Annotated in this window: 19 protein-coding genes; 5 read left to right on the forward strand and 14 right to left on the reverse strand. The window is 42.0% G+C overall.

The features are described from left to right. Window positions 1-3: 3 nt before the first annotated feature. On the reverse strand, window positions 4-609 hold the full coding sequence (locus ACL8WY_RS12295) for an aminotransferase class IV (RefSeq protein ID WP_436515054.1): 606 nt from the start codon (window positions 607-609) through the stop codon (window positions 4-6). Between the two features lie 8 nt (window positions 610-617). Beyond that, window positions 618-1,724, reverse strand: coding sequence for a fatty acid desaturase family protein (locus tag ACL8WY_RS12300; protein ID WP_436515055.1), 1,107 nt, complete (start codon window positions 1,722-1,724; stop codon window positions 618-620). A gap of 231 nt (window positions 1,725-1,955) precedes the next feature. Between ACL8WY_RS12300 and ACL8WY_RS12305 the strand changes: the two genes are divergently transcribed. Next, complete coding sequence (locus ACL8WY_RS12305) at window positions 1,956-5,207, forward strand: WD40/YVTN/BNR-like repeat-containing protein (RefSeq protein WP_436515056.1); 3,252 nt, start codon at window positions 1,956-1,958, stop codon at window positions 5,205-5,207. Window positions 5,208-5,250: 43 nt separating this feature from the next. Here the strand turns inward: ACL8WY_RS12305 and ACL8WY_RS12310 are convergent, their stop codons facing one another. From ACL8WY_RS12310 to ACL8WY_RS12355, 10 genes are all read right to left on the reverse strand, one after another. Beyond that, complete coding sequence (locus ACL8WY_RS12310) at window positions 5,251-6,237, reverse strand: aminodeoxychorismate synthase component I (RefSeq protein WP_436515057.1); 987 nt, start codon at window positions 6,235-6,237, stop codon at window positions 5,251-5,253. Further along, window positions 6,221-6,532, reverse strand: a complete 312-nt coding sequence (locus ACL8WY_RS12315; protein ID WP_436515058.1) for a DUF6787 family protein — start codon at window positions 6,530-6,532, stop codon at window positions 6,221-6,223. The genes ACL8WY_RS12310 and ACL8WY_RS12315 overlap by 17 nt, the downstream gene beginning before the upstream one ends. Beyond that, window positions 6,519-7,202, reverse strand: a complete 684-nt coding sequence (locus ACL8WY_RS12320; RefSeq protein WP_436515059.1) for an RluA family pseudouridine synthase — start codon at window positions 7,200-7,202, stop codon at window positions 6,519-6,521. The genes ACL8WY_RS12315 and ACL8WY_RS12320 overlap by 14 nt, the downstream gene beginning before the upstream one ends. A 54-nt stretch (window positions 7,203-7,256) precedes the next feature. Then, on the reverse strand, window positions 7,257-8,159 hold the full coding sequence (locus ACL8WY_RS12325) for a PorP/SprF family type IX secretion system membrane protein (RefSeq protein WP_436515060.1): 903 nt from the start codon (window positions 8,157-8,159) through the stop codon (window positions 7,257-7,259). A 4-nt stretch (window positions 8,160-8,163) separates the two neighbouring features. After that, window positions 8,164-9,309 carry a gliding motility-associated C-terminal domain-containing protein gene (locus ACL8WY_RS12330; protein WP_436515061.1) on the reverse strand — a complete coding sequence of 382 codons (1,146 nt, stop codon included), beginning with the start codon at window positions 9,307-9,309 and terminating at the stop codon, window positions 8,164-8,166. Window positions 9,310-9,315: 6 nt separating this feature from the next. Then, on the reverse strand, window positions 9,316-12,126 hold the full coding sequence (locus ACL8WY_RS12335; protein ID WP_436515062.1) for a beta strand repeat-containing protein: 2,811 nt from the start codon (window positions 12,124-12,126) through the stop codon (window positions 9,316-9,318). A gap of 98 nt (window positions 12,127-12,224) precedes the next feature. Continuing rightward, window positions 12,225-12,917, reverse strand: a complete 693-nt coding sequence (locus tag ACL8WY_RS12340) for a LytR/AlgR family response regulator transcription factor (RefSeq protein WP_436515063.1) — start codon at window positions 12,915-12,917, stop codon at window positions 12,225-12,227. Continuing rightward, window positions 12,918-14,675 carry a tetratricopeptide repeat-containing sensor histidine kinase gene (locus tag ACL8WY_RS12345; RefSeq protein WP_436515064.1) on the reverse strand — a complete coding sequence of 586 codons (1,758 nt, stop codon included), beginning with the start codon at window positions 14,673-14,675 and terminating at the stop codon, window positions 12,918-12,920. Window positions 14,676-14,716: 41 nt separating this feature from the next. Further along, a complete protein-coding gene (locus ACL8WY_RS12350; protein ID WP_436515065.1) occupies window positions 14,717-16,063 on the reverse strand; it encodes a glycoside hydrolase family 113 in 1,347 nt (448 codons plus the stop codon). A gap of 31 nt (window positions 16,064-16,094) precedes the next feature. Further along, a complete protein-coding gene (locus ACL8WY_RS12355; protein ID WP_436515066.1) occupies window positions 16,095-17,675 on the reverse strand; it encodes a peptide chain release factor 3 in 1,581 nt (526 codons plus the stop codon). A gap of 116 nt (window positions 17,676-17,791) precedes the next feature. Between ACL8WY_RS12355 and ACL8WY_RS12360 the strand changes: the two genes are divergently transcribed. Further along, window positions 17,792-19,396 (forward strand): class I SAM-dependent methyltransferase, encoded by a 1,605-nt coding sequence (locus ACL8WY_RS12360; protein WP_436515067.1) that lies wholly within the window; start codon window positions 17,792-17,794, stop codon window positions 19,394-19,396. On the opposite strand, the gene ACL8WY_RS12365 is transcribed toward ACL8WY_RS12360, so the two are convergent. Continuing rightward, the gene (locus ACL8WY_RS12365) at window positions 19,380-20,141 is read right to left on the reverse strand and encodes a LytR/AlgR family response regulator transcription factor (RefSeq protein WP_436515068.1); all 762 of its coding nucleotides are present in this window, start codon (window positions 20,139-20,141) and stop codon (window positions 19,380-19,382) included. The two genes, ACL8WY_RS12360 and ACL8WY_RS12365, sit on opposite strands and share 17 nt — an antisense overlap. A 116-nt stretch (window positions 20,142-20,257) precedes the next feature. Between ACL8WY_RS12365 and ACL8WY_RS12370 the strand changes: the two genes are divergently transcribed. Both ACL8WY_RS12370 and ACL8WY_RS12375 read left to right on the forward strand, forming a co-directional pair. Continuing rightward, on the forward strand, window positions 20,258-21,913 hold the full coding sequence (locus tag ACL8WY_RS12370) for a serine hydrolase domain-containing protein (protein ID WP_436515069.1): 1,656 nt from the start codon (window positions 20,258-20,260) through the stop codon (window positions 21,911-21,913). A 48-nt stretch (window positions 21,914-21,961) separates the two neighbouring features. Continuing rightward, window positions 21,962-22,153 (forward strand): hypothetical protein, encoded by a 192-nt coding sequence (locus ACL8WY_RS12375; RefSeq protein WP_436515070.1) that lies wholly within the window; start codon window positions 21,962-21,964, stop codon window positions 22,151-22,153. 1 nt (window position 22,154) lies between these two features. On the opposite strand, the gene ACL8WY_RS12380 is transcribed toward ACL8WY_RS12375, so the two are convergent. Then, complete coding sequence (locus tag ACL8WY_RS12380; RefSeq protein ID WP_436515071.1) at window positions 22,155-22,679, reverse strand: hypothetical protein; 525 nt, start codon at window positions 22,677-22,679, stop codon at window positions 22,155-22,157. Between the two features lie 263 nt (window positions 22,680-22,942). Between ACL8WY_RS12380 and dnaK the strand changes: the two genes are divergently transcribed. Beyond that, the gene (gene dnaK, locus ACL8WY_RS12385) at window positions 22,943-24,874 is read left to right on the forward strand and encodes a molecular chaperone DnaK (RefSeq protein ID WP_436515072.1); all 1,932 of its coding nucleotides are present in this window, start codon (window positions 22,943-22,945) and stop codon (window positions 24,872-24,874) included. The last annotated feature ends 23 nt before the right edge of the window (window positions 24,875-24,897 follow it).

The raw sequence follows: 24,897 nt of genomic DNA on the forward strand, positions 1-24,897 counted from the left end.
TGCCTAAGACCATGGAGTTTTAATTGCTGAAATTGGTATTTCTATTTCACCAATATCAAGCATCGCATTGATCAAACTTACTTTTTGAAAGGATGCAATGTCTTCAGTAAGAATTGCTTTCTCCTGGATTTTCCCTTCATTAAGCAATTGGGTTCTACGAACACCATTCAATAAATGAGTGTCTGGTGTAAACCAATTACTGCCGTCCCAAAAAGCAAGATTGAAATAAGAGCCATCTGTGATGTGATTATCTATAGCAATAATGACATCATCCGCTGATGACTGACTAACCAAACGATTAATGTTAGTTCTATCTTCATACTTCATGGAATAGTCAAAAGGTTTTGAGTGAATTACTTCAAGCGTTTCAATTTTCCTCTGATGATATTCCGAAAATTCCAGATTGTAAGTTGCATCTTCTGAGTCCATGTCATAGACCATTCGGACCTTGAAAGTTCCCTGCATCTTTAATTCAGGCAGTATTTTTTCCAAGTTGTGTGGAGAGTCGCCAGGAGCATATTTGCTAAAAACATGATCCATACGCGCCTGATGAAACGGTAGGTTCATGTAGTTTCCATCTTTGAATTGAATGCTCTCAATGAATCGCATGTTTTTGATTAAGCCGTCTGAACAGCACCAACTTTCAAGTCCTTAGCGCTGCCCATCTCTTTCATATGCTTGAAATGACTGGAAACAGCCGCACCAAATGTAGGGAATGCTCGATAGGGGAGTTCAAATTCTTTTACCGTTTGCTGAACGAACTTAGAAACAGCAGGATAATGAACATGGCAGATGTCTGGAAACAAATGATGTTCTATTTGATAATTTAGGCCGCCCAGAAACCATGAAAGCACTTTGTTATCCATGCCGTAATTGCACGTGGTACGTAATTGATGCACCACCCAACTGTGCTTTATGTGCTCAGATTCACCTTTGAAAAACTCAGCAGGCTCAACCACGTGAGCAGTCTGGAAAATCATCGCTAGCATAATTCCGGTGATACAATGTGATACGAAGATCATGATAATCGTAATCCATGCAGGAATTGGAATCAACATCACCGGAAGCGCTAAAAAGACTACCCAGTAAAATACTTTTCTTAACACGATCAAAGCAAACTCTTTCGGGAAGTCAGCTTTCTTAATTAAGCCTTCTCTTCGGTAGTCGAACGCTTTTATAAAGTCTTTTGTCGTAATCCACTCAAGCAAAGGCACACAATAAAAAATAGGTGCATAAATATGTTGGAATCGGTGAAACCACTTGTGAGGCTGATTTTTGGAATACCTAAAAACGAATCTCGGTAAAATGTCTTCGTCTGTTTCTTCTATATTGGTGTAGGTATGGTGAAGCACGTTGTGCTGTATGTGCCAGATCAGACGATCTACACCTACGATAGCAGCAGAAAATTCCATGATGGCATTCATGGATTTTTTCTTGAAATAAGAACCATGAATAGAATCGTGCATGATTGTGGTGCCGATAAAAGCTTTTCCAATACCCATGATCATCCAAAGACCCATCAGTAAGAAAGGGTTGGTAAATCCAGCAGAAATCAACAAGAAATAAGGAACTAAGTACATCGACAAGATTGCGATGGTTTTCACAATCATTTTAGCGTTAGCATTTCGCTGAATCTCATTATCCTGAAAATAATCGTTTACACGTTTCCGAATTGCGGCTGCAAACTCTCTATCAAGCTTATTTTCAAATTTATATCTGATCATGCTCCTATAGTTTCATTTTTAGTCTAACACCCCTAAGCGACAGATGTTTTAATAAAAATTACGAAGCGCAAAGTTACCAAGAAAAGACTGAGAGTCAATAGAATACATCGCTTGATAGTTAAGATATAACGAGTATTCACCGCTATGAAAATGGTGCTACCATCCATCAATCGAAACATATGATTAAAAAATTTCTTGACTAAATTGAGTTGTAACCTAAACCATAAAATCATGAAACGTTCTTTTCTCACCCTCATCAGTATAGCATTGCTGATAGCAGTATTAACAGTTGATGCACAACGAAGAAATTCCAATAACGCTGTTCAGCCAATCGACAGCAAGCTATTCTCCAATTTCAAGTTTAGAAATATTGGCCCGGCCTTTATGTCGGGGCGTATTGCAGATTTGGCGATTGATCCGACCAATGAAAACGTCTGGTATGTAGCAGTTGGCTCAGGAGGCGTTTGGAAAACCATAAACGCAGGAACAACCTTTGAACCTGTATTTGATGATCAACCTGTGTATTCTATTGGTTGTGTCACCTTAGATCCCAATAACCCATACACGGTCTGGGTAGGTACAGGGGAAAATGTGGGAGGGAGACACGCCGGATTTGGGGACGGTATTTACCGAAGCGAAGATGGTGGTGCCAGTTGGTCTAACATGGGGCTGAAAAATTCTGAGCACATCTCTAAAATCATTGTACATCCAGGTAATTCTGATGTAATCATGGTAGCCTCACAAGGACCACTTTGGAGTCCTGGAGGAGAAAGAGGCTTCTTCAAATCGACTGATGGAGGAAAAACATGGAAAAAAACACTGGGAGACAATCAATTTACCGGAGTAACGGATATGGTTATAGATCCGAGAAATCCAGACAGGGTATATGCAGTAACATGGGAGCACCACCGAACCATCGCAGCATGGATGGGAGGAGGAGAAAAATCCAGACTTTATGTTAGTGATGACGCGGGAGACACCTGGAAACAGTTAAAAACCGGATTACCAGAAGGTAAATGGGGAAAAACAGGATTGGCAATTTCTCCAATTAATCCGGATGTACTGTATGCAGCAATAGAACTAAACAGAACAACCGGAGGTCTATGGAGGTCTGACAATCGTGGCGGTAGCTGGACAAAAATGTCGGATGCTGTTTCCGGAGCAACAGGACCTCATTATTACCAGGAAATCTACGCTTCACCACACAAGTTCGACCGACTTTACATGATGAACAATCAACTGATGAAATCAGAAGATGGTGGAAAGACTTTCGAAAACATGGATGAGACCGCAAAGCATGGAGACAATCACGCCATCGCATTCAAAAATTCTGATCCAAACTATGTACTGGTTGGAACGGATGGTGGCGTCTATGAAACCTTTGACTTGGGTGCAAGCTGGAGATTTATGGAGAATTTGCCGCTTACGCAGTTCTACAAGGTAGCCGTAGATGATGCAGAGCCATTTTACAATGTGTACGGCGGTACGCAAGACAACAGCACAGAAGGAGGACCGGTGAGAACGGACAATCATCACGGCATTAGAAATGCAGATTGGAAAGTGGTACTCAACTGGGATGGACATCAACCAGCCACCGAACCAGGCAATCCAAATATCATGTATGGCCAGCGCCAGCAAGGGACATTATCGAGAATAGATCTGGCTACTGGAGAAGTGACTGACGTAATGCCACAACCAGGACCAGATGAAGATTATGAACGCTACAATTGGGATGCGCCTATTTTGGTTTCTCCTCACGATCCTGCCACTATTTATCATGGATCTCAAAGGTTGTGGAAGTCAACGAATCGAGGAGACAGCTGGACGGCATTGTCTGGAGATTTGACAAGGGACCAAGAGCGAGTGACATTGCCAATCATGGGACGAACCCAAAGCTGGGATTCACCATGGGACGTGGGAGCCATGTCTAACTTTAATACGATCACATCTATCGCCGTTTCACCTCAAAACGAGCAGGTAATTATCATAGGCACAGATGATGGTCTAATTCAAGTCACGAGTGATGAAGGCCAAACATGGAAGAAAATAGAAGTGAGTGCGATGGGTGTTCCTTCAAGATGTTATGTAAATGATGTTAAGGCAGATTTGTTTGATGAAAATACACTCTATGTAGCTCTGGATAATCATAAAGAAGGCGATTATCGTCCTTATTTAGTAAAAAGCACAGATAAAGGAGCCACCTGGACTCGGATTGAAAACGGGCTTGGCACCAAGAATCTGGTATGGCGAATTGTTCAGGATCATGTGAATAAAGATCTGATGTTTGCTGCCACGGAATTTGGTGTTTATGTGACGGTTGATGGAGCCAGAAGTTGGACCAAATTAGCGGCCGGCATTCCAACAATTTCCTTTAGAGATTTAGCCATTCAGCGAAGGGAAAATGATTTGGTTGCTGCTTCGTTTGGTCGAGGATTTTACGTGCTGGATGATTATTCCGCGCTGCGAAATGTAAATAAAAATCAGATCAACGAATCAGCTACGCTTTTCAAACCAAGAAAAGCCTGGTGGTACATCGAACGCTCTACGATGGATTTCGATGATGACAGAGGTTCACAAGGATCTCAACTTTACCTCGCGCCTAATCCGGAGTTTGGAGCGGTTTTCACCTACTATTTAAAGGAGGAACTTAAGAGTCTGGAAGATCAGCGTCAGGCAAGAGAAAAAGGCCAAAATGGAAATGTTCCATTCCCAGGGTGGGAAGCATTGGAAAACGAAACCCGAGAGATCGATCCGTTTGTTTATGTCGAGATCAAAGATCAGCAGGGCAATGTGGTAAATCGAGTACAAGCACCAAATAAGAAAGGATTTAACAGAGTAGCCTGGGACTTGAGAGTGGGAGGCACTGAAGCCTTGAGCCTGAATGGAAGTACACAGGAACTCAACGGCCTGCTTTGTGCGCCGGGAGTGTATTCAGCTACACTTAACAAGTATGAGCGTGGAACATTCTCTCAACTGGCCGGGCCAGTGGACGTTGAGGTTACACCATTGAGAGATGGAACACTTGAAGGTAGTCCGATGAACGAAGTGGTTGCTTTTTGGAGAGCTTATGAGGACTTAGGTAGAGATGTTGGAACGACAGCCATTCAGCTATCGAATGCACGTAAAACAGCAGACAAACTATTTGTTGCTGCAAGGAAAGCAAATGTTGGAAATGACGTGATGGGTGAAATTGTGGCAATGAAGATGGAGCTTGACAAACTAGATACCGAGCTCAATGGACATCCGGCTAAAAATCAGATTGGAGAGCGCAGCAAGCCGAATATAGGCGGCCGCTTGTTTGCCTTGAATCGCGGAATTTCAATTTCCACCTATGGCCCAACAGAAACTCATAAGGCAACGATGCAGATAATTAAGGATCAATTGAGCGCTATGAACACGAAACTTCAAGCTCAACGTACGAAGGCTTCAAGTCTTGCTGATCAGGTAAAAGCTGCAGGAGGCTCCTGGATAGAAGGGCAATAAAAAGCTTCTGAGATTATATGCGAGTGAATGGACTACTTGGAGTTCATTCACTCGCATTTTTTTTAACTGGTAAATACACCTTATCCATCATCTCCTGATATTCTTTTGCAGCCTCACTAAAAGAAGTAATACCTCCGCCGCTGCAATAAAAAAGCTGACCATTTTCTTTCTTGATGAAACGAATCATCACTCCGGTATTCAGCGATTCACCATCGAAGTGACCGCAAATACCAGTGTAAAACCCACGATCATAGTTCTCAGCTTTTTTGATAATCTTAATGGTTTCAGGTTTTGGAGCGCCGGAAATTGAGCCTGCAGGCAATAGCTGAGTAAGGATCGAACCCATGTTTTCTTTCCAATTTGATTCGAGTGTTCCCTTTATTTCGGAGCTCACTTGAAGAAGTTTTTTATCGTTTGTTTCCAACTTATCAACGTAACGAAATTTGGTCACTTCTACTTTATTAGCCACCTGACTCAAGTCGTTTCGGATCAAGTCTACAATGGTCACATGCTCGGCTCTTTCTTTGATATCTTCCAATAAAATTTTTTCAGCGTTGACAATATCTGCATCAATGGTTCCTTTCATTGGATAGGAATAGACGTGATCATTCTGAATCTTCACAAAAGTTTCAGGCGAAAAAACCACGAATTGATCAGACACCAAGAGTTTGAATTTGGCATGCGAATATTGAAATATTTCTTCGAGTGAAAGGTTTGTTTCGATCGGGGTTTCAAAGGTCAGATTGGTCAGGAATGAATTTCCAATATTGATCTGTTCTATCACCTGATCGAATGCACGTTTGAAATTTTTGAAGGTGATTGGTTGTTTCGTGAAACGTACTTCTTTTGACGTACGACTTTTGGCTTGCGCGGTATCTTCAATAGCTAATTGAAATGAATGATTTGAAGTTTCAGATGTGTCTTCCTGAATGCACCAATTCTCACCTAAAAAATCACAGTAGAATGAAAACGGAATGCTTTCAGCTCCGAGCTTATTTAATTTTAATATGGCCTCACTCTTTGTCAGCATTCACTCTAATACCGAATCTTCTCAGCATTTTTTGCTCGTATTTCCAGAAGAAGTCAAATTGTCTAAAGAGAAAACCGTAGCAAAGAAGGATGATATTGTAAAATGGAAGTATAAGCACCCAATAAGCAATCTGAAACCAGAGCGGACGAACTCCATCTTCAAATAATAAATTGATCAAAGGCTTCTTTATCAACACTACAGTGGTTCCCGTGCAGGCAAAAACGACCATGATGATGACGAACTGCCAGTTGCTCTCAAGGTTCCATTTTTCTTTTAATCGCTCAATCCAACTCATTGATGAATGCCTGGAAGTCAGGCCATTTTGGTTTAGAAATTACTTTGACAGGCTCTTTTTTTACCGGATGCTCAAATTCCAGCTTGTAAGCATGTAAGTCGATGCTTTTGTCTTGGTTGGCCTTGGTGTTTCCATACTTGAGGTCACCACGGATAGAGGTTTTGTTTTCTCGCATCTGGATGCGTATCTGGTGCGGCCTTCCGGTTTCCGGCATCACTTCCAATAGCGAGATTTTGCTATGAGTGGCAATCATTCGATAGGAAAGAATCGCTTCCTTGGCATTGCCTTTTTGTTTGGTGTAGACGTGTGCCTTGTTCTTTTGAAAATCCTTGTCGAGCCAGTGCTTCAATACTTTTTCTGAATCTTCAGGGACACCTTCCACAATTGCCAGATAGCTTTTCTTAATTGTTCGGTCGCGAAACAATTTATTCACCCGCTCCAGCGCCTTGGAGGTTCTGGCAAAGATTACCAGTCCTCCCACCGGCCGATCGAGTCGATGACATGGCTGGCAAAAAACATTGCCTGGTTTATTGTATTTTCTTCGGATGTATTCGGTGGCCCAACCAGTAAGCGTGCCGTCACCTGTCTCATCTCCCTGCACCAACCACCCGGTTGGTTTTTCTACAATCAACAAATGATTGTCTTCATATATAATCGTTGGCTTTGCCATAAGGCCGCAAAATTAAACCATTGGGCCGTGCCATACATGGCTTAGTAGAAAACCTTAAAAGAATATCGGTTCTTGTCTGCCATAACCGTATCGGATACCATAGCTAATGGAAACTTCATGTGTGCCATAATTGCCATGAATAAGGTTATTGGTAGGCAGTTCGAAGGAATAACCAAGTTTTAAGTTTTCACCTAGTGCTAAAATCCCTAACACACCAAAGTGCTTCAGGTCTCTAACTGAGATTCCTGCCCACATCACATCCTCCAGGAACGCACTCAGCGTGACGTCAAAAGAGTACGTTTCTCCAGCCATCGACCGGATTAATGTTGTGGCTTTTACCGGGGTTTGTTGAATTTCTGCCGCAATGCCTGCGGTCAGGTAATAATGTCTTTTGTACCGCTCTGATTGTGTGGATCCATCTGTAATTGACACATTGAGAATACGAGGAGCGGAAGCACCGATGAAAAAATTTGGATTAAGTAGCATAAACCCAACGCCGAAATTTGGCTTTGTGAAATTGTCATGCCCATTGACAATTTCAGGATCATCAAAGAAGTCGAGGTTGACTTTACTGAAGTCATAGCCGAACTGAACGAACCCGCCCTGTATTCCCATCGCAAGTTTCGTGTTACTGTTGAATTTGATATTGTATGAAGAAGCAAACTGCACTTCGTAGTTGTTACTTACTCCAAATCGATCGTTTAAAACCACTGCACCAAGTCCGATTTTCCCGTCAGCAAGAGCAGATTGGGCTGTGATGGTATTTGTTCTGGGAGATCCTTCAATGCCGGCCCATTGGAAACGGCTGATTGCTCCAACAGACAACCGGTTGTAGATCCCAGCATAGGCAGGATTGATCATGAGCTGGTTGAACTGGTATTGACTGTACAAAGGGTCTTGCTGAGCGTGGGATGTCAGTGAAAAAAAAGCGAGTAAGATGACTAAGGTTTTTTTCATGACATCAATTTTTAATGTAAACAAAACCGGCCTCTCGCTTGCTGTTGGTAAGCTTTACCGTGTAATAGTAATTACCCGTTTGTAAGACTCCTCTGGAACCAACGTTGGCACTGCCTGTGAATACCCGATCGGTATTGTTGTATCCTTCCATTTCAAAGACTTTGACACCTTGTCGGTCAAATATTTCGACCAGATTATTTTCGTAGAATTCAATATTTTCGATTCGTAAAAAATCATGCTTTCCATCCTGAAGGGAAGTCACCACGTTGATTACTTTAATAGGCGGACCGATTACGCTTTGATCCGCTAGTACATAGTATCCAGGAGCAATATTTGCTGTGGTAGAAACGATTCCGGATTCGAGCGTTCCATCTATTGATGACACACCTAAGGCGTTCAAGATATTCTCATCGATAGTGGCAAATGCAATAACTGCTTCGTCTTCACTTTCAATGAATGATTCATTCAGCAGAGGTAAGCTGATGCCTTCTGCTGTCAACGCTGCACTGCCAATTACTTCCCAATACCTGTTGGGAGAATAAGCATCTAACTCTGAAGAAGTGCTTGCATCTAAAGGTGAGCTGAATGCCCGCACTCCAACAGAATCAGTTGCGTGAATATTGGATATCGACACAGGTATGTACTCGGTCTCGGTCCCAATGGGAAACATAAAGTCCCCATTGGAAGTGGTGAACAGAGCTCCGTCGATATACGCATTTTCATCTCCACCTGATATGGTTGCATTTTCGAGTAAAAGAAGTTTGGCGTCTGAGGTCAGTGATACAATTCCGCTGACTAGTTCGAGTGAATTAGATATGGAAAGGTTCCTTGTAACTACGATACCTGAAGAGTTGACAGCCAAATGATTGTAGCTGGAAGAGCCGGGATCAAAGATTTGATTGTTGCCGGAAAGGGTGAAGGTGCCGGAGACGGAGCGATAGTCACCACTGTTGCTCCAGTCTCCGGATAGTCTCAATGCACCTTCGTTGAGGATTAAACCACTGTTAGATGCGTTCCCCTCGACCATAAAGGGAACACCGGGATTAATCACTACTAGGCTACTTTCATTGGTAAATAGATTTTGTGCTTGTAGTTCAAATGTGCTACAGGATAGGATCCAGAGAAGTATGCTAAATCTTTTCATCATCATATCGATTTAGTCAACTTGAGTTACAGAGTAGCTTATTCGAACACCGTGCAGTTGCAGTGTGGATGAGTTGTCCCTGGCTGAAAAAAGCAAGCGATAGGAGTAATTGGTGTTGTCGATTGTCTGGGAGAATATGGTTGTATCGTCGAGTGCTTGGACCGCAGCGCTTTCGCTGGAAGTCTCTATCTGAGCCATATTGTTATTTGAGTTGATCACTCCAATTTGACTCCTGTAGAGGTTAACTCTGACAAAGTTGCTTGCAGTAGCATCGTTGTCCACTACCCAGGCTTCAACCTCGGTAACTACTGCACCTTCAGGAAGTTTTACAGGTGCAGTTGCGTAAGCCAGACTTCCACTTCCGCCTGAATAGTACGTGTATGGATTCGTAAAATTTCCAACAACTAAATCTACTGATCCACCATCAAATTTCATCAACTTAAAATCTGTTGGATGATATGTGATCTGGCGTGTCTGTGCAGAAGCATAGGTGTACGCATTTGTTTCTGGTATTTCTATGTCATTTGTGACAGTCAGAAGTCCGGTAATATCCACGGTGCTTTGTACATCAACCGCACCATTCAGTTCGGTGGTGCCCACCACGTCCAAACGGGCGCTTGGGGAAGACTGAGCAATTCCCAAATTACCGGTTGCATCAATGGTTAGGCGATTACCAAAACCCAATGATGCATTGTCGCTGATTTTAAACGAATTGTCGGTTGCATCCACTCCGACGACAAATTCATTGCCTCCGGGAATGCTAAAACTAATACCAGCATCACTAGTTCCTGCGCCCGAATTGAGTCTTAGTAAGGGTAAAATTGAATTGAGGTTGAACGATTGAATAGTCAGTTCTACATCGGATTCCGCATCTCCAATACCAACATTCCCTTCAAAATAATTGAAGTTTTCACCATTGGTAAAAATTCCATATTGCCTGCCGGAGGTGGAGCCAAACATATTTACTTGTAGACCGAAAGCATCACCTGAGCCGTCATGGTCAACATTGGTTCTGAAACCATAAATTATGGAGCTATTCGCTGCAGCGCCTCTTACATCGGAAAAAGTACCATATCTGGCTCCAGTCCCTGCTGAATTTATCTGGGAGTGCACCCCGTATGAAGCACCGTCTGTTGGACTTATTATGTTATAAATACCTTTTACATCTCCGGTTTCACTTGTCGTTCCCGTGATATCATTCCAAAGACCTGTTTTGGTAGCCGTTCCTTGATTGTCGAGTTCATTCATGATTCCAATCTTTGAAGCAGCACTGGTTGAGGTATTGGTTAATCTGGCAGTGCTCGATTCGGTCGAATTGGTTTGGACATGAAGTTGTGCATTTGGTGTAACTCCTACACCGAGCGTTCCCTGGGAGTCCATGATGATGCGATCGCTGCTACCAAGAGAATTCGCGCCACTTAATTTGAAAAATCCGTCTGTAGCATCAATTCCCATAGTAATGTTTGTGCCTGACCTATTAAAGTTGATTGAGGCATCCGAAGTAGCATTTGATTCTTGTATGGTTAGTTGAGGTGTAGTAGTACTTGGATTATTGGTACTAAGCTGCAAACTGGATGTTGGAATTGTTCCAGACCCAATGTTCACATTTCCGGTTGTGTAATTAATGCTTGTGCCATTGGTATTCCACTGGGTTTCGTTGATTGAGGACCAACTTGGAGATGAGCCATTTGTAGTGAGAAAATTTCCATTTTGACCAGTTTGAGTCGGTAGCTCAATTTCATTGGTCGCGCTGTTGTCATTGTTGGTAGGCACAGCCAAAGTGAAATTCGGATAAGTACCTGTGATTGTCACATTTCCTCCGTTAGCTAGTGATACCGTTTGATCTGGTGCCGTATTTGTGACCGCAAAGTCTTCACCCACATTGTTGATAGAGATTCCCGTTCCGGCAGAAACGGTTTGATCTTCATTGGTGGGGTCGTTGTCCAGGTTATTCGGAACGGCTAGGGTGAAATTCGGATAAGTACCTGTGATTATCACATTACCTCCATTGGCAAGTGATACCGTTTGATCTGGTGCCGTATTGGTGACCTCAAAGTCTTCACCCACATTGTTGATAGAGATTCCCGTTCCGGCAGAAACCGTTTGATCTTCATTGGTGGGATCTGCATCTGCATCATTTACAAGTGAAGATACATCGAGGGTATTTCCTCCGGTAATTGTAAGATCGGTTCCTGCGAGACTTATTGTTTGATTGTCTGTATTTGTTCCTGCGAATGGTGATAAGTCAACGTTGACTCCACTATTCGTTAATGAAAGTGTATTGCCCAAAAGAGTAAGATCCTGAAATTCGTTGGATGCATCTGCGTCTGCGTCATCTGGATTTTTTATGTAGCCAAGAGCAGCAATGTCTGCGTCGGATAATTGGGTGTCATCATCTCCATCGGCAAGGCCCGTCGGGACATTGGCAAGGCTGGCAAAGTCAACATCCGACCAAGAAGCTGTTGTGCCATCTGTTGTTAGATACCTATTATTTTGACCCGTTTGATCTGGAAGCGCATCAATATTTCCTGAAGCAATCTCAACCCAATCATCAGTCATCCAGAAGTAAAACTTTTGATCTTCCAGATCATAGATGAGCAGGCCATTATCTGTAGCTGAGAGATTGTTTGTGAACGCCGTGGCAGTCCTTTCAGCTGTCCTTAACCGTGGCACGAGCAACCCTTGGTTGGCATCAGGGGCAACTAGCTCCAATATGGCATTGGAATTGGGTGTTTCGGTTCCTATGCCAACTGATTGAGAGTAGGATTTTATGCACAGGGATAGCAGAGCTAATCCAAGGTAGCGGATGATTTGGTGTTTCATTACTAAGAACTTTTAGAGACTATCTAAACCAAATTATCCAACTAAAAATTAGATTAATAATATTCTAAGTAAACAACCGAAATTGTGAGTGAACGACATTAAAGGATAGCGATTCGCTCCTGAAAATCTGTTTTGTAGGATCTTCCAATTGGTATTTTTTCTTCTCCCAAAAAGGTATATCCTCCTTTGATCATAGTTATTTGATCTATTCGGGCAGCGAATGATTTATGCGTTCGCACAAAATCTGATTCGGGAAGTTTCTCCAGCATAGACTTTAGCGTCTGGCTGATTAAAAGCTCTTTGTCTTCACAAACAATTTTGGTGTAATTGTCCTGTGCTTCCAGAAATATTACAGAAGTCAACTCAAGCTGAATGGTTCCATTTTTTTCGCGGATGTAGATGGTTGAGTTTTCTTTGCTTTGATCTGATTTATAAAGGGCCATTTCCACGTTGATTCTTATATCATGCTGGTTGAATGGTTTGAGGAGGTAGGCCAACGGGTTGGTAACTTTTGCTCGAGCTACAGTAGTAGGATTGTAATACGAGGTGATGAAAATAAATGGTGATTGATGGGATTTATTGATCTCATGAGCCAGATCGATTCCATCTTTTTCACTGGAAAGATTGATGTCCAGCAGGATTAAATCAAACTCCATTTTTTCCAGTGCGAGCTGTGCGTCTCCATAGCTCATGGCAAACTCGATGGTATCAATTCCTAAATCCTCTAAAATGAAACTCAGGTCTTTGGCAATCAATGGCTCATCCTCTATAATAAGTATCTTTTTATCCATTTAGACCAATTTATACTTACCAATGTTGAGCATTACAGAAGTGCCACCTTGGGTATTTATTTGCAGTGTGGCTTTAAGCTTCATTGCTAAGGAATCGATCAGAACCATTCCAAATGACTTTTCGGAAGGCGCACTCTCAGAGCCAACACCATTATCGCTTATTTCAAGTTTTAGTTCATTACCAATCTCTTTTAAACCAACCTTAATTAATCCTTCTTCAGCCTCAGGGAAGGCGTGTTTCAGTGAGTTACAAATCAATTCATTTAAAATCAACCCGATTGGGATGATTGTGTCTACATCAATCATCAATTCGTCTATGTCATATTCAAACTCAATGTCTGTATCTGTAGAATAAGATTGCTTGAGTATCTCAGCTAAATCTTCGATGTATTCCTTGGCATTAACACCCGAAAGGTTGTTTTCCTGATAGAGTTTTTGATGAATAAGCGCCATGGATTCCACGCGTGTTTGACCTTCATTTACTGCTCCCAATGCGTTTTCATCGGTGATGAATCTGGACTGCATGCTGAGTAAGCTGGATACGACCTGAAGGTTGTTTTTCACACGGTGGTGAATTTCCTTTAGCAGCGTTTCTTTTTCGGACAAAGACTTAGAAATAATTGCGTTGGCTTTGGCCTTGGATCTAACTAAAATGAACAACATGACAGCTGCAAGAATGACCAGTGCTGAGATTAGCAGTAATATGTTTCGCTGGTTTCGTGACTGTTGTTGCTGGATTTGAAGTTTTACTATTTCATTTTCCTTTTGCTCGGTTTGGTACTTCTTTTCCAGATCATTTGTGATGCGCAAGCGCTCCTGATTTGTAATGGAATCATAGTCAACCTGATACAATTTTTGATAGTTGTATGCCTGAGAAAAATCATTCTGAGCAGCATAGAGCCGTGATGCAGCAATATTTCTTTTACTCCGTATGTTTATCTCATCATAGGTTTTTGATAACTCTTCGGCTTCCTTTAAAGTCCTTTCCGCTTTCGTATAATTTTTTAGTCCAGTGTAGGCGATGATAAGTCCGGTGAGATTGGTGAGCGTGCTGTGATGATCTCCGATTTTTTTGAAAAGTGGTAGCGCTTTGTTGATGTATATTAAACTGCTGTCGTATTCTCCTTTATACAAATAATTGTTGGCGAGCCCTTCATAGATTGATCGGGTAATCCAATCGTCTCCACTATTTTCGGCAATCTTTTCACCTCTTTTTAAGTATTTGTAAGCTTTATCCAACTTTTCCCATTTGTTAGAAATTGCAGCAAGATTGATAAGCGAAGCGGCCACTCCCAAAGAATCACCTAAAAGGCTATCGAGCATGATGCTTTTTCGATAATATTTCCAGGATTGATCCATGTCTCCGTTGTAAAAGAAGAGTACGCCAAGGTTATTATACACGCGGCTGAGCTCTGATTCATTACTGGAGGATTCGTAAAATGTAGCCACATCTAAGTACGTTTTCGCGGCTTTTTCAACCTCGCCTTTTATGTCATAAACAATCGCCAGCATACTCTTGGCGCGTGTGATTTCCAGCGGTGAATTTCTTTCTTCGGCAAGCTCCAATCCTCTAATGGCGTAGTATTCTGCTGAGTCGATATCAGAATATGAGTACTCCCAGGAGAGGTCAATAAGAATGGAATGTTGCTGATTTGAAGTGCTGGTCTTTAGGCGCTGTTTCAGACTGTCGGTCAATGTAGCGTTCTGACCAAATGCGGAAAAGCAGATCAGCGCAAAAATGGTGGCTAGGTATTTCATCTTTAAAGAATTAATCAAATTAATCAATCCTAAGGATATGACTAATCCGATTTAAAACCTTTTGCTAGTTCATTCATGGCAGGCTTATCTTCAGGTGTGAAGTTATGGTTGCCTTCATTGTCCCGTTCACTGGTTTGCCATTGCCAAATCATGACCCCTGTCATCCATTCCTGATCCCATACTTTTTCAAAGAAAGCCTGATAACAATACGCCTGAGTCTTTGTGGAAATTCGTTGGAAAATATTTTCTGAAAAATCTTCCCAGCCCCATGGATAACGTGCTGCATCGGGCGTGCTTTTGTAGCCGAGTTCCGTAAAAATCACCTTCCTGTTAAAAGCATTGCTGATGGAGTCAATTTCGATAAGATGTTTATTCCACCCGTCGATAACCTCGTCATAATTAGGGTAATTCCTATCTGCCAAAGGGAAATAAGCCTGGATACCGATGTAATCCAACTTGTTCCAGAAAGCGATTTCCTTATACTCACGGTCCCAGTTGGCTCCATAGGTGAGCCTGCCGGAGTACACCGTTCGGACGGTATCAATAAGTGATTCCCAGAATTGCGGACGCTTAGTGGTAGATATGTAATATTCATTTCCAACACAGAAGTAGGGAAGATCGTGATGCTCACTTACTTGCGCCCAAAAGAGGATAAATCTTTCGTATCGAGATTCCCATTCAAGCCATTCTTCTTCACTTTCCATCTCTATGTCTGCTCGCCATTTTCCATCACTAGGACTTGTTATCCATATGTGTGGTTTGATAATTAACTCAAGTCCACGTTTCGTTATCGCATCGATATACAATGTATAAAGTGAGTCTCTGCGGGTATTGCTTCCGCCATTTAATCCAGGTGAATTATAATCTTCCTGATAGGCATATGGCACGAGAACTATTTGTTCAATATTGGCCGAAACAATTTTTTGCAACTTTGCAGAATCAATTCCTCCAAATACATGCATGCCACGAATCCTTTGATCTTTTTGATGATAAAGCTGACTTGCATCAGAAGGATTATAAGCAGTTAAATCCCATTCATAATCAAATTGTTCGCTGTTTTGGTGCCAAATGGATAATCGTGCAAGCAGTATGATCGTAACCGCCGGAAAGATAAATGAATAGGCAAAACGTTTAGCCATTAGCTTGAAACTTCCCTTTTGATATCCGGCTATCCAAAACTTGACTAATCGGATAATGAAATAAGGGAGTGAGAGAAAGATCCAAAAAAGTGGTTCGCGTATAAACTGCCGTATGATTGGTTGTAGCCGCTCGAAATATTCGGAAAGTGAAAAATCGTTGACCATGAACAACACGCCAATACCCACGAGGATCAATGCAAAAGAAATGAGGAGTGATGCTCCAAACCAAAGGATTCTCTTCTTACTCATTCCCAAAATAAACGTTCAGTAAGCTGACAGGTTAGAATTCACTAATGAAGTGGAATTCAATATCCGGGAAGTTATCCTGCACCATCTGCAACCAGGCTTTGGATTCGGCCATAAACACCAGTTTGCCTTCTTTATCCTTTGCGATGTGGCGCTGCTTGTCTTTGATGAAAGCATCCAACTTGGATTTGTCTGAAGAGCTAATCCAGCACGCTTTGTAAATATTAACCTGTTCGAACTTAGCGTTGGCCCCATATTCATTGAGCAATCGATGTTGCAATACTTCAAATTGAAGTGCACCAACCGTTCCGACTACTTTTCTGGAGCCTAGCTCAAATGTGAAAAGCTGTGCCAAACCTTCGTCCATAAGCTGGTTCAGCCCTTTTTCCAGCTGCTTCGATTTCATGGCATCCATATTAATTACTTCACGGAACATCTCAGGCGAGAAGGATGGAATACCTTTATAGACACCTTTTTCACCTTCACTTAGTGTATCACCAATTTTGAGATTACCAGTATCGTAAAGACCTACAATATCACCGGGGAATGCCTCTTCCACCGTCTCTTTTTGCTGGGCCATAAAAGCTGTTGCATTTGAGAAACGAATCTTCTTGTCGTCTCTTACATGATAGTAGTTGCTGCCTCTTTCAAATTTTCCTGAGCATACGCGCACAAACGCGATTCTATTTCTATGCTTCGGATCCATGTTAGCATGAATCTTGAATATGAATCCGGAAAATTTCTTTTCGTTGGGAGTGATTTCGCGCTCATCTGTTTCCCGTGGTTTGGGTGGTGGAGCTATTTGCGTAAAGCAGTCCAATAGTTCCCGAACACCAAAATTGTTAACCGCACTGCCAAAGAAGACAGGTGCAACTTCACCTTTCAGATAGGTTTCCAGGTTGAATTCATCATACACACCATTCACCAACTCTATTTCTTCTCTTAGCTCTTTCACCAACGATTCAGGTAGTCGCTTATCCAATTCAGGATCAGCTACGCCTTTGATTTCCACTACATCATCTACTCGCTTTTGCTTATTAGGTTCGTAGAGGTTTACATTGTTTTCATAAATATTGTAAACCCCACGGAGCGTTTTCCCCATACCAATAGGCCAGCTCATCGGGCGGACTTTTATATCTAGCTTTTCTTCAATTTCATCAAGTAGTGTGAATGCATCTTGCCCTTCGCGATCCAGCTTATTGATAAAGCAGATCACCGGAGTATTTCGCATTCTGCAGACTTCCATAAGTTTTTCTGTCTGCTCCTCTACGCCTTTCACACAATCAATTACCATAATCACGCTATCTACTGCCGTGAGTGTTCTGTAGGTGTCTTCAGCAAAATCTTTGTGACCAGGTGTGTCCAGAATATTGATCTTGAGGTCTTTGTATTCAAATCCCATCACGGAAGTAGCCACTGAGATACCTCTCTGCTTTTCAATATCCATCCAGTCTGAGCGAGTGCCCATATCAATCTTATTGGATTTTACAGCTCCTGCTGTTTGGATGGCTCCACCGAATAATAGTAACTTCTCCGTCAAGGTTGTCTTCCCCGCATCCGGGTGGGCGATGATTCCAAAAGTTCTGCGTCTGCCTATTTCCTGCTCCAGTGTCATAATTGATCAAATTGAAGCGCAAAATTAGCTAATAGGTTTCAGCAACGCATCACGCACGAAAAGAATGATCTTTAAGTGCAATTAATCCAATAAATTTCCGTGACCAAACAACACCTATGGAATCAATAAAAAAACGAAACGCTGCTTTCAGAAATGAGCTTTTCAGGCATTTAGATGGGATTGCAATAGCGCCCGCGGCTTATGAGTTGGAAAGTCATGGAGTTCTCAAGCATCTCCTGGAGGTGAAAAGCTCCCGAATCGATGATTTGGCGAACAAGTTCAAGGCCAATCCGGGCTATTTAAATGTGGCTTTGAGACTTTTGGCGTCACAAGGTTGGTTGGATTATGTGGTTGATAATACCAGCAAAGAGGTTGTTGTCAATACAAATGGTAAAAGCGAGACCGCATTTACTCTCGCTCCACACTACAAAGAGGTGGTGGATTTGATGAAGTTTTCTGCAGACTTCCATCCAAGGAAATTTGAGAAGGAACCTTTTGAAGTTTGGAATCGAATAGCTAAAAAATTTGAAGGTGGTTATTTCCAGCTTTCAGGAAATAAAGATGAGCGCGAAATACAGGAGCAAATCCTAAAGCACATCGAAGGAATCCTCGTTGGGCCCAGCACGGTACAACTTGGAATGGGAGGCATGTTTCACAAATACTTCATGGAGATGTCTTTCAGCCCATCAGAGTATCATCAGGATCCTGAGAGCTTTGAGCAAATCCTAGATTTCTTTTCGCATTTAGGGTGGTTCGTGAAAAAAAACAGAACGTATAAATTCACTGAAAAGGGGCTCTTTTTCGCGAAGCGCTCTTCCGCTTATGGCGTCACGGTTTCTTATATACCAACCTTTCGAAACCTGGATGAACTCATCTTTGGAAATCCTGAAATTTTGAAAGTGGCTGAGGGACAGCCAGAAAAAGGTGTAGATCGCGAGATGAATGTTTGGGGCAGTGGAGGAGCACATGTTGCCTATTTTGAAAAAGTGGATGACATCATCATTGACCTCTTCAATAAGCCGATAGATGAGCAACCAAAAGGCATTTTGGATATGGGATGTGGAAATGGTGCCTTTCTTATCCATATTTTCGATGTGGTATTTCATAAGACCAGACGCGGAAAAATGCTTGAAGAACATCCATTATTCCTGGTAGGAGCCGATTATAATGAAGCTGCGCTCAAAGTAACTCGTGAAAATTTGATTAATGCTGACGTCTGGGCCAAAGTGGTGTGGGGAGATATTGGTGATCCTGAACGCCTGGATAGTGACTTAAAGGAAAATTATGAAATGAGCTTAAGTGACTTATTAAACGTGCGGACATTTTTGGATCACAACCGAATGTGGGAAGATGTAAATGAAAAAATAGAAAAGTCAAGCGTCTCTACAGGAGCATTCGCATCAAAGGGGAGACTATTAAGTAACGATGAGGTGGAGGCAAATCTCAAGGCGCATTTAAACAAGTGGAAGCCTTACATACGGAAGTTTGGGTTGATTGTGATTGAATTGCACGGATTAGATTCAAAGACAACTGCTGCGAATTTGGGAAAAACCGCAAGCACGGCATACGAAGCAACTCACGGCTTTTCTGATCAATATATCCTTGAGGTTGATAGCTTCGATAAGGTCATTGGTGAGACAGGACTCTCCATCGACCCGACTCATCGGTACAAGTTTCCTAATTCAGAATTAGCAACAGTTAGTATTAACTATCTAAAATAGCTTGTAAACCCTTTCGGTATTTCCGACCAATTGGGATGATGAAACCACCCACCACCAGATCATTGTAGGTCTGTTTCTCAATCATTCGTGTGTTAATGATAAAAGACTTGTGCGATCGCACGAAATAGTCAGGCAAGGAATCTTCTGCTTGAGATAAACTTTGCCGGATCATGTGCTTCTTTTTTGCATGGTAGATCACATAATTACCATCGCTCTCCACGTGAGTTAGCTCCGATGGCGACAGATGAATCGATTGGGCACCGTCTTTAATAACAATCTTAGGTTCTTGCTTTTCGTGTGATTCGCTTTTTTGCCACGCCTTGATAAAACCAAACATGACTGCAGGCAAGTAGAAAAAGATGAAGTTCATCAAGATCTGACCCCAGACAATTTCAACGATTACCTCTTTGCTAATTGTCCAGTAATGAAGAGCGAAATAGCCAGAATCGAGAGCAGCTTCAATAAGGCTGAATTTGAAGAAAATGATGAGCGTGTTTTTCGCTCGATTCCATATGTTCATGAGGTCAGCTTGCTGAAATTCAGTAGAACACTCATAAAACAAAAGCGCATTTAATACCAGACCGTATAAGCTGGGGATTAGCAATGAAAAATCATCACTATGAAAAGGCCCCATGGTCACCCGCCAGTCCGGGATATTTATCATGATTAACCCCACAAACCAAACAATGGTGTGCACTTTTTTCTCCTTTGAAGATAGAATGGAAAATGAGTTAGATAGCTTCATTTATCGCAATAATAGTTGATCACATACAAAATCTGGTCGTTTGTCCCAGGCATGTTTCCTGTGCCTTGCGGCTTGCATCATACCCACGAATATTGTTAAATCAAAAATCAAATACAATGGAAAAATTACTAATGATTCTAATGTTTGGGTGGTCAGCTATGTGCCATGGACAACTCAAAAAACTGTATAATAGGGAGGCTTCTTATCAACATTTTAATGGTGTTGCGTTAATCAAGCAAGCTGACAGTGTAGTATTCAAAAAATCTTATGGGAACAAGGATCGGGAAAATCCTATTGAACTCAACACCCGATTTGATATTGGATCTCTTACTAAGCAATTTACAGCTGCAGCCATACTTCATTTGGTTCAGAAAGATAAGTTGAAGCTTCGGGATCCAGTTAATAAACATTTAGGTTCACATGCATCGGACCGATGGAAAAAGGTTACGATCCATCAACTTCTCACACATACTTCCGGCGTTCCGAGCTTGTACCAAACTGAACAAGGATTAGAAATCTTCTTTCCTAAGGAAACAGCGATAGCATTGGAGGATCTTATCGCGCGCTTCAAGGATGCGAAATTACTTTTTTCACCAGGCGAAGAGTTTAGCTACAGCAACTCTGGCTATGTTTTATTAGCCACAATTATTGAGCAGGTATCTGGTCTAACATACGAAGATTACATGGAGAACATGTTCGATAAATATGGTTTGAACAGCACATCGTTTACCAGAGATACACATGCTGCAAACCCATTTTACGGGTATAGAAATGATCTTTTAAAACCAGCGCCTATTTATCACAGGTCATGGCTAAAAGGTGCTGGAGGTGTTTATTCCACAGTCGACGACCTATCTAAATGGGTTTATGTTATTACTTCTGAAGAATTCCTGGATGACGACCTCAGAGAGTCTTTTTTGAAATCACACACAAATGCAGGTTACGGATATGGCTGGCAATTTGAGCAAGATCACATTCAGCACGATGGCGGAAATGCGGGTTTTATCAGTTTCCTCAGCTTCAATCCGAACACTCAAGATCATATAGTGATTTTAACAAACAGAAGTTTTGAAGACATTCGGATGTTCGGAAAAAGTGCAGACTATGTGCGGGAGTTGGTCAGTAAAACCTGGGCATCAATGGATGGAGAAGCAGTTGACGTTTTGCCTGCGATTAAAAGTGGACAGTTGACAACTGGTGGTTATTTAGTTGGAGAAGAGATTGTCGAAGTAGAAAAGAATGATACAAGTCTTGTAGTATCTGCCAGTAGCACATATCCTTCACGAATGATCTTTAATACACCACTGAATGGTGAAGATGATCAGACGCTGAAAATGATTGAGATAGCCAAACTGCTTCAAAAGGGAAAATATTGGAGTTTAGCAAGTCATTGCGACGGAGAAATGAAATTCGTGATGTATTCCGGGTTGATGTCTGTTGGGATGCGAATGATGAAAAAGCAAGTGGGCAAGATGACTCAGATTATTCCATATTATGTAGAGGAAGGGCATGGCTTGCTACGCATGAAGGGAACTGAGGGCATACTTGACCTTATCGTCTATTTTGATGAAGAGGATAAGATTCAAGGGATTTTCGAGGATGGAAATTATGATATAGATAGGCAGATGGAGATGCTGGCGTATCCGATTGGAAATAATTTATACTACCTCGATGGTCTTCCTTATGGTGAAAAATCAGCCACCTTAAAAATCATGGATGAGAAGATTGTATTTTATCAATTAGATAGATCTGTCACTGGAACGCGTAAATGATTTTAGAAACACCAATCTATTTAGGTTGGTGTTTTTTACTTTCACAGCATGCGAAAATCCTCCCGTTACGTCCTCTACCTGGTGCTTGGCTTCATTATCTATCAAATCATTGATTCGGGAGAAACTGGCCTCACGCATCAAGACGCAAGGAACGTGCTCATTGTTGCTATTGTGGTGGTTTTCATTCTGTTATTGGTCATTCGAATGATTAAGAACAGGTATGACAATGGAGAAGAATAACTTATGCTTTTTTACTCAAAAAGAGTACGCCATTTTTAATTGCATGAGCAATCATAAATAGGATAAACAAAACCACTCCGATGATTATGGGTAAAATGGCTCCAAATGTGAGCATCATTCCCAAGACAAATCCCAAGAAAATCTCTGGCCGATACAGCAGAATGAAAAGAGACAATAAGATGCCGCCCAACATCATGTAGAGCATGAGGTTTTCTAAGCCGAAATTCCAGGAAAGTGACATAATGATGCCAAATAGAAGTGCAGCTCCAAAAAAACGAAATTGAATTCGGTCCACAAATGTGGAAGCTGATGATTGATTTTTGATCAGAATGAGCGTAATCCATGTCATTGCTGGGATCGTCAGCAATCCCAACCAATTGGAAAAACCAGGTAAATCTTTATCGTGAAGCAAATAGTGTGTGGCTACACCTCCGTTCAAATATTCTTGAAGCAGAATCAAGCAAAATGCCAGAGTAGATATTCCAGTGATTAAAAGACGATTATTAAAACTTAGGTTGAAGTTCATTTTTTTAATGATGATAGTCTACACTGCTAACGCGTCTATTTAATACAGTAAAAAATTTAATGCTTAATGGATTATTTAGACCTTAAACGGGCGACAAATTGCTGCCATTTTTCTCAAGAATGAGGATTTTACTACCATTTTTTCAGGTTGTTTGCAAAAAGCGACTGTGTCGCCTGTCAATGTGTCACAATTTTTCCTTTGGCACATCCATTGATAAATCAAAAGTGAAACTTGAATAAACGAACAATAGATAAATCATAGAAATGGGAAAAATCATAGGTATCGACTTAGGAACTACCAACTCTTGCGTCTCAGTAATGGAGGGGAATGAGCCGGTAGTGATCCAGAATAGCGAAGGAAGAAGGACGACCCCATCTATCGTGGCATTTCTCGATGATGGTAAGGGCGAAAGAAAAGTGGGTGACTCTGCCAAAAGGCAAGCGATCACCAATCCTCAGAATACAGTAAGCTCTGTGAAGCGATTCATGGGTAAGAAGTTTTCTGAGGTAAAAGCAGAAATGAAGAATGTGTCTTACGGACTGGAGTCTGGAAGCAATGACACAGTACGTGTGAAGATCGGCGACAGAATGTATACTCCACAGGAGATTTCTGCGATGATTCTTCAAAAAATGAAATCTACAGCTGAGGATTTCCTTGGACAGGAAGTGAAGGAAGCTGTAGTAACAGTGCCTGCATACTTCAACGATGCAGAGCGTCAGGCTACCAAAGAAGCGGGGCAGATTGCAGGTCTTGATGTAAAAAGAATCATCAACGAGCCTACTGCTGCGGCATTGGCTTACGGTCTGGATAAGAAAGATCAGGACATGAAAATAGCAGTGTATGACCTTGGTGGTGGTACATTCGATATTTCAATCCTGGAGCTAGGTGAAGGCGTATTTGAAGTGAAGTCTACAAATGGCGATGTGCACTTAGGTGGAGACGATTTTGATGGTGTGATCATCAAGTGGTTGGCTGAGGAGTTTTTGAGCGATGAAAACATTGACTTGAGAAAAGATCCAATGGCACTTCAACGATTGAAGGAAGCTGCTGAGAAAGCAAAAATTGAGCTTTCAAGCTCTTCTGAAACGGAAATCAACTTGCCATACATCATGCCTGTAGACGGTGTGCCAAAGCACTTGGTAAGAAAATTGACTCGAGCGAAGTTTGAGCAATTAGCTGACGATTTGGTGAGACGATCAATGAAGCCGGTGGAAGCTGCTTTGAAAGATGCAGGTCTATCTACTTCAGAAATTGACGAAGTAATCTTGGTTGGTGGTTCTACACGAATCCCTAAAATTCAGGAAGAAGTTGAGAAGTTTTTCGGTAAGAAGCCTTCCAAAGGTGTAAATCCGGATGAGGTTGTGGCTATCGGTGCTGCGATTCAAGGTGGCGTATTGACTGGTGAAGTGAAGGATGTGCTCCTTCTCGACGTTACTCCACTATCTCTGGGTATCGAAACCATGGGAGGTGTATCTACGAAATTGATCGAGTCTAACACCACGATTCCTACCAAAAAGTCTGAGACGTTCTCGACTGCTGCTGACAACCAGCCGTCAGTTGAGATCCACGTTCTTCAGGGTGAACGACCAATGGCGAAAGACAACAAGTCGATCGGTAAGTTCCACCTGGATGGCATTCCACCAGCGCCGAGAGGTGTACCTCAGATTGAGGTGACATTCGATATCGATGCAAATGGTATCCTGAATGTAAGTGCGAAAGACAAAGGCACAGGTAAAGAGCAGAAAATCAGAATCGAGGCATCGTCAGGATTGACTGATGAGGAAATCGAGAAGATGAAGCAAGAAGCTGAAGCAAATGCGGAAGCAGATAAAGAAGCCAAAGAGAAAGTGGAGAAAGTGAACCAGGCAGACTCAATGATCTTCCAGACAGAGAAGCAATTGAAAGAGTTTGGGGACAAGCTTTCTGAAGGCAACAAAACTGCGATAGAAGGTGCATTAACTAAGCTGAAAGAAGCACATGGTAAGCAAGATCTTGCGGAGATCGATGCGGCACTTGAAGCGATGAACAATGCATGGCAGGCAGCCTCTCAGGAGATGTATGCAGCACAGCAGGAAGCTGGCGGAGCGGAAGCTGGTGCAGAAGGCGCTGATCCAGCTGCCGGTGCTTCAGAAAATGGTTCGGCAGACGATGTTTCTGATGTAGAATTCGAAGAGGTAGAAGAAGAGAAGAAATAGCCGCCCTCGGCGGTTGAATCTAT

Source organism: Ekhidna algicida (genome assembly GCF_051379705.1).
GTDB lineage: Bacteria > Bacteroidota > Bacteroidia > Cytophagales > Cyclobacteriaceae > Ekhidna.

Bases quoted from the DNA above. Each gene is read 5' to 3' on its own strand.
- ACL8WY_RS12370 (WP_436515069.1), top strand. From the start codon at position 20,258: ATGGAAAAATTACTAATGATTCTAATGTTTGGGTGGTCAGCTATGTGC.
- ACL8WY_RS12360 (WP_436515067.1), top strand. From the start codon at position 17,792: ATGGAATCAATAAAAAAACGAAACGCTGCTTTCAGAAATGAGCTTTTC.
- ACL8WY_RS12325 (WP_436515060.1), bottom strand. From the start codon at position 8,159: ATGAAAAAAACCTTAGTCATCTTACTCGCTTTTTTTTCACTGACATCC.
- ACL8WY_RS12375 (WP_436515070.1), top strand. From the start codon at position 21,962: ATGCGAAAATCCTCCCGTTACGTCCTCTACCTGGTGCTTGGCTTCATT.
- ACL8WY_RS12305 (WP_436515056.1), top strand. From the start codon at position 1,956: ATGAAACGTTCTTTTCTCACCCTCATCAGTATAGCATTGCTGATAGCA.
- ACL8WY_RS12340 (WP_436515063.1), bottom strand. From the start codon at position 12,917: ATGGATAAAAAGATACTTATTATAGAGGATGAGCCATTGATTGCCAAA.
- dnaK (WP_436515072.1), top strand. From the start codon at position 22,943: ATGGGAAAAATCATAGGTATCGACTTAGGAACTACCAACTCTTGCGTC.
- ACL8WY_RS12300 (WP_436515055.1), bottom strand. From the start codon at position 1,724: ATGATCAGATATAAATTTGAAAATAAGCTTGATAGAGAGTTTGCAGCC.
- ACL8WY_RS12345 (WP_436515064.1), bottom strand. From the start codon at position 14,675: ATGAAATACCTAGCCACCATTTTTGCGCTGATCTGCTTTTCCGCATTT.
- ACL8WY_RS12295 (WP_436515054.1), bottom strand. From the start codon at position 609: ATGCGATTCATTGAGAGCATTCAATTCAAAGATGGAAACTACATGAAC.
- ACL8WY_RS12365 (WP_436515068.1), bottom strand. From the start codon at position 20,141: ATGAAGCTATCTAACTCATTTTCCATTCTATCTTCAAAGGAGAAAAAA.
- ACL8WY_RS12315 (WP_436515058.1), bottom strand. From the start codon at position 6,532: ATGAGTTGGATTGAGCGATTAAAAGAAAAATGGAACCTTGAGAGCAAC.
- ACL8WY_RS12330 (WP_436515061.1), bottom strand. From the start codon at position 9,309: ATGATGATGAAAAGATTTAGCATACTTCTCTGGATCCTATCCTGTAGC.
- ACL8WY_RS12380 (WP_436515071.1), bottom strand. From the start codon at position 22,679: ATGAACTTCAACCTAAGTTTTAATAATCGTCTTTTAATCACTGGAATA.
- ACL8WY_RS12320 (WP_436515059.1), bottom strand. From the start codon at position 7,202: ATGGCAAAGCCAACGATTATATATGAAGACAATCATTTGTTGATTGTA.
- ACL8WY_RS12335 (WP_436515062.1), bottom strand. From the start codon at position 12,126: ATGAAACACCAAATCATCCGCTACCTTGGATTAGCTCTGCTATCCCTG.
- ACL8WY_RS12310 (WP_436515057.1), bottom strand. From the start codon at position 6,237: ATGCTGACAAAGAGTGAGGCCATATTAAAATTAAATAAGCTCGGAGCT.
- ACL8WY_RS12350 (WP_436515065.1), bottom strand. From the start codon at position 16,063: ATGAGTAAGAAGAGAATCCTTTGGTTTGGAGCATCACTCCTCATTTCT.
- ACL8WY_RS12355 (WP_436515066.1), bottom strand. From the start codon at position 17,675: ATGACACTGGAGCAGGAAATAGGCAGACGCAGAACTTTTGGAATCATC.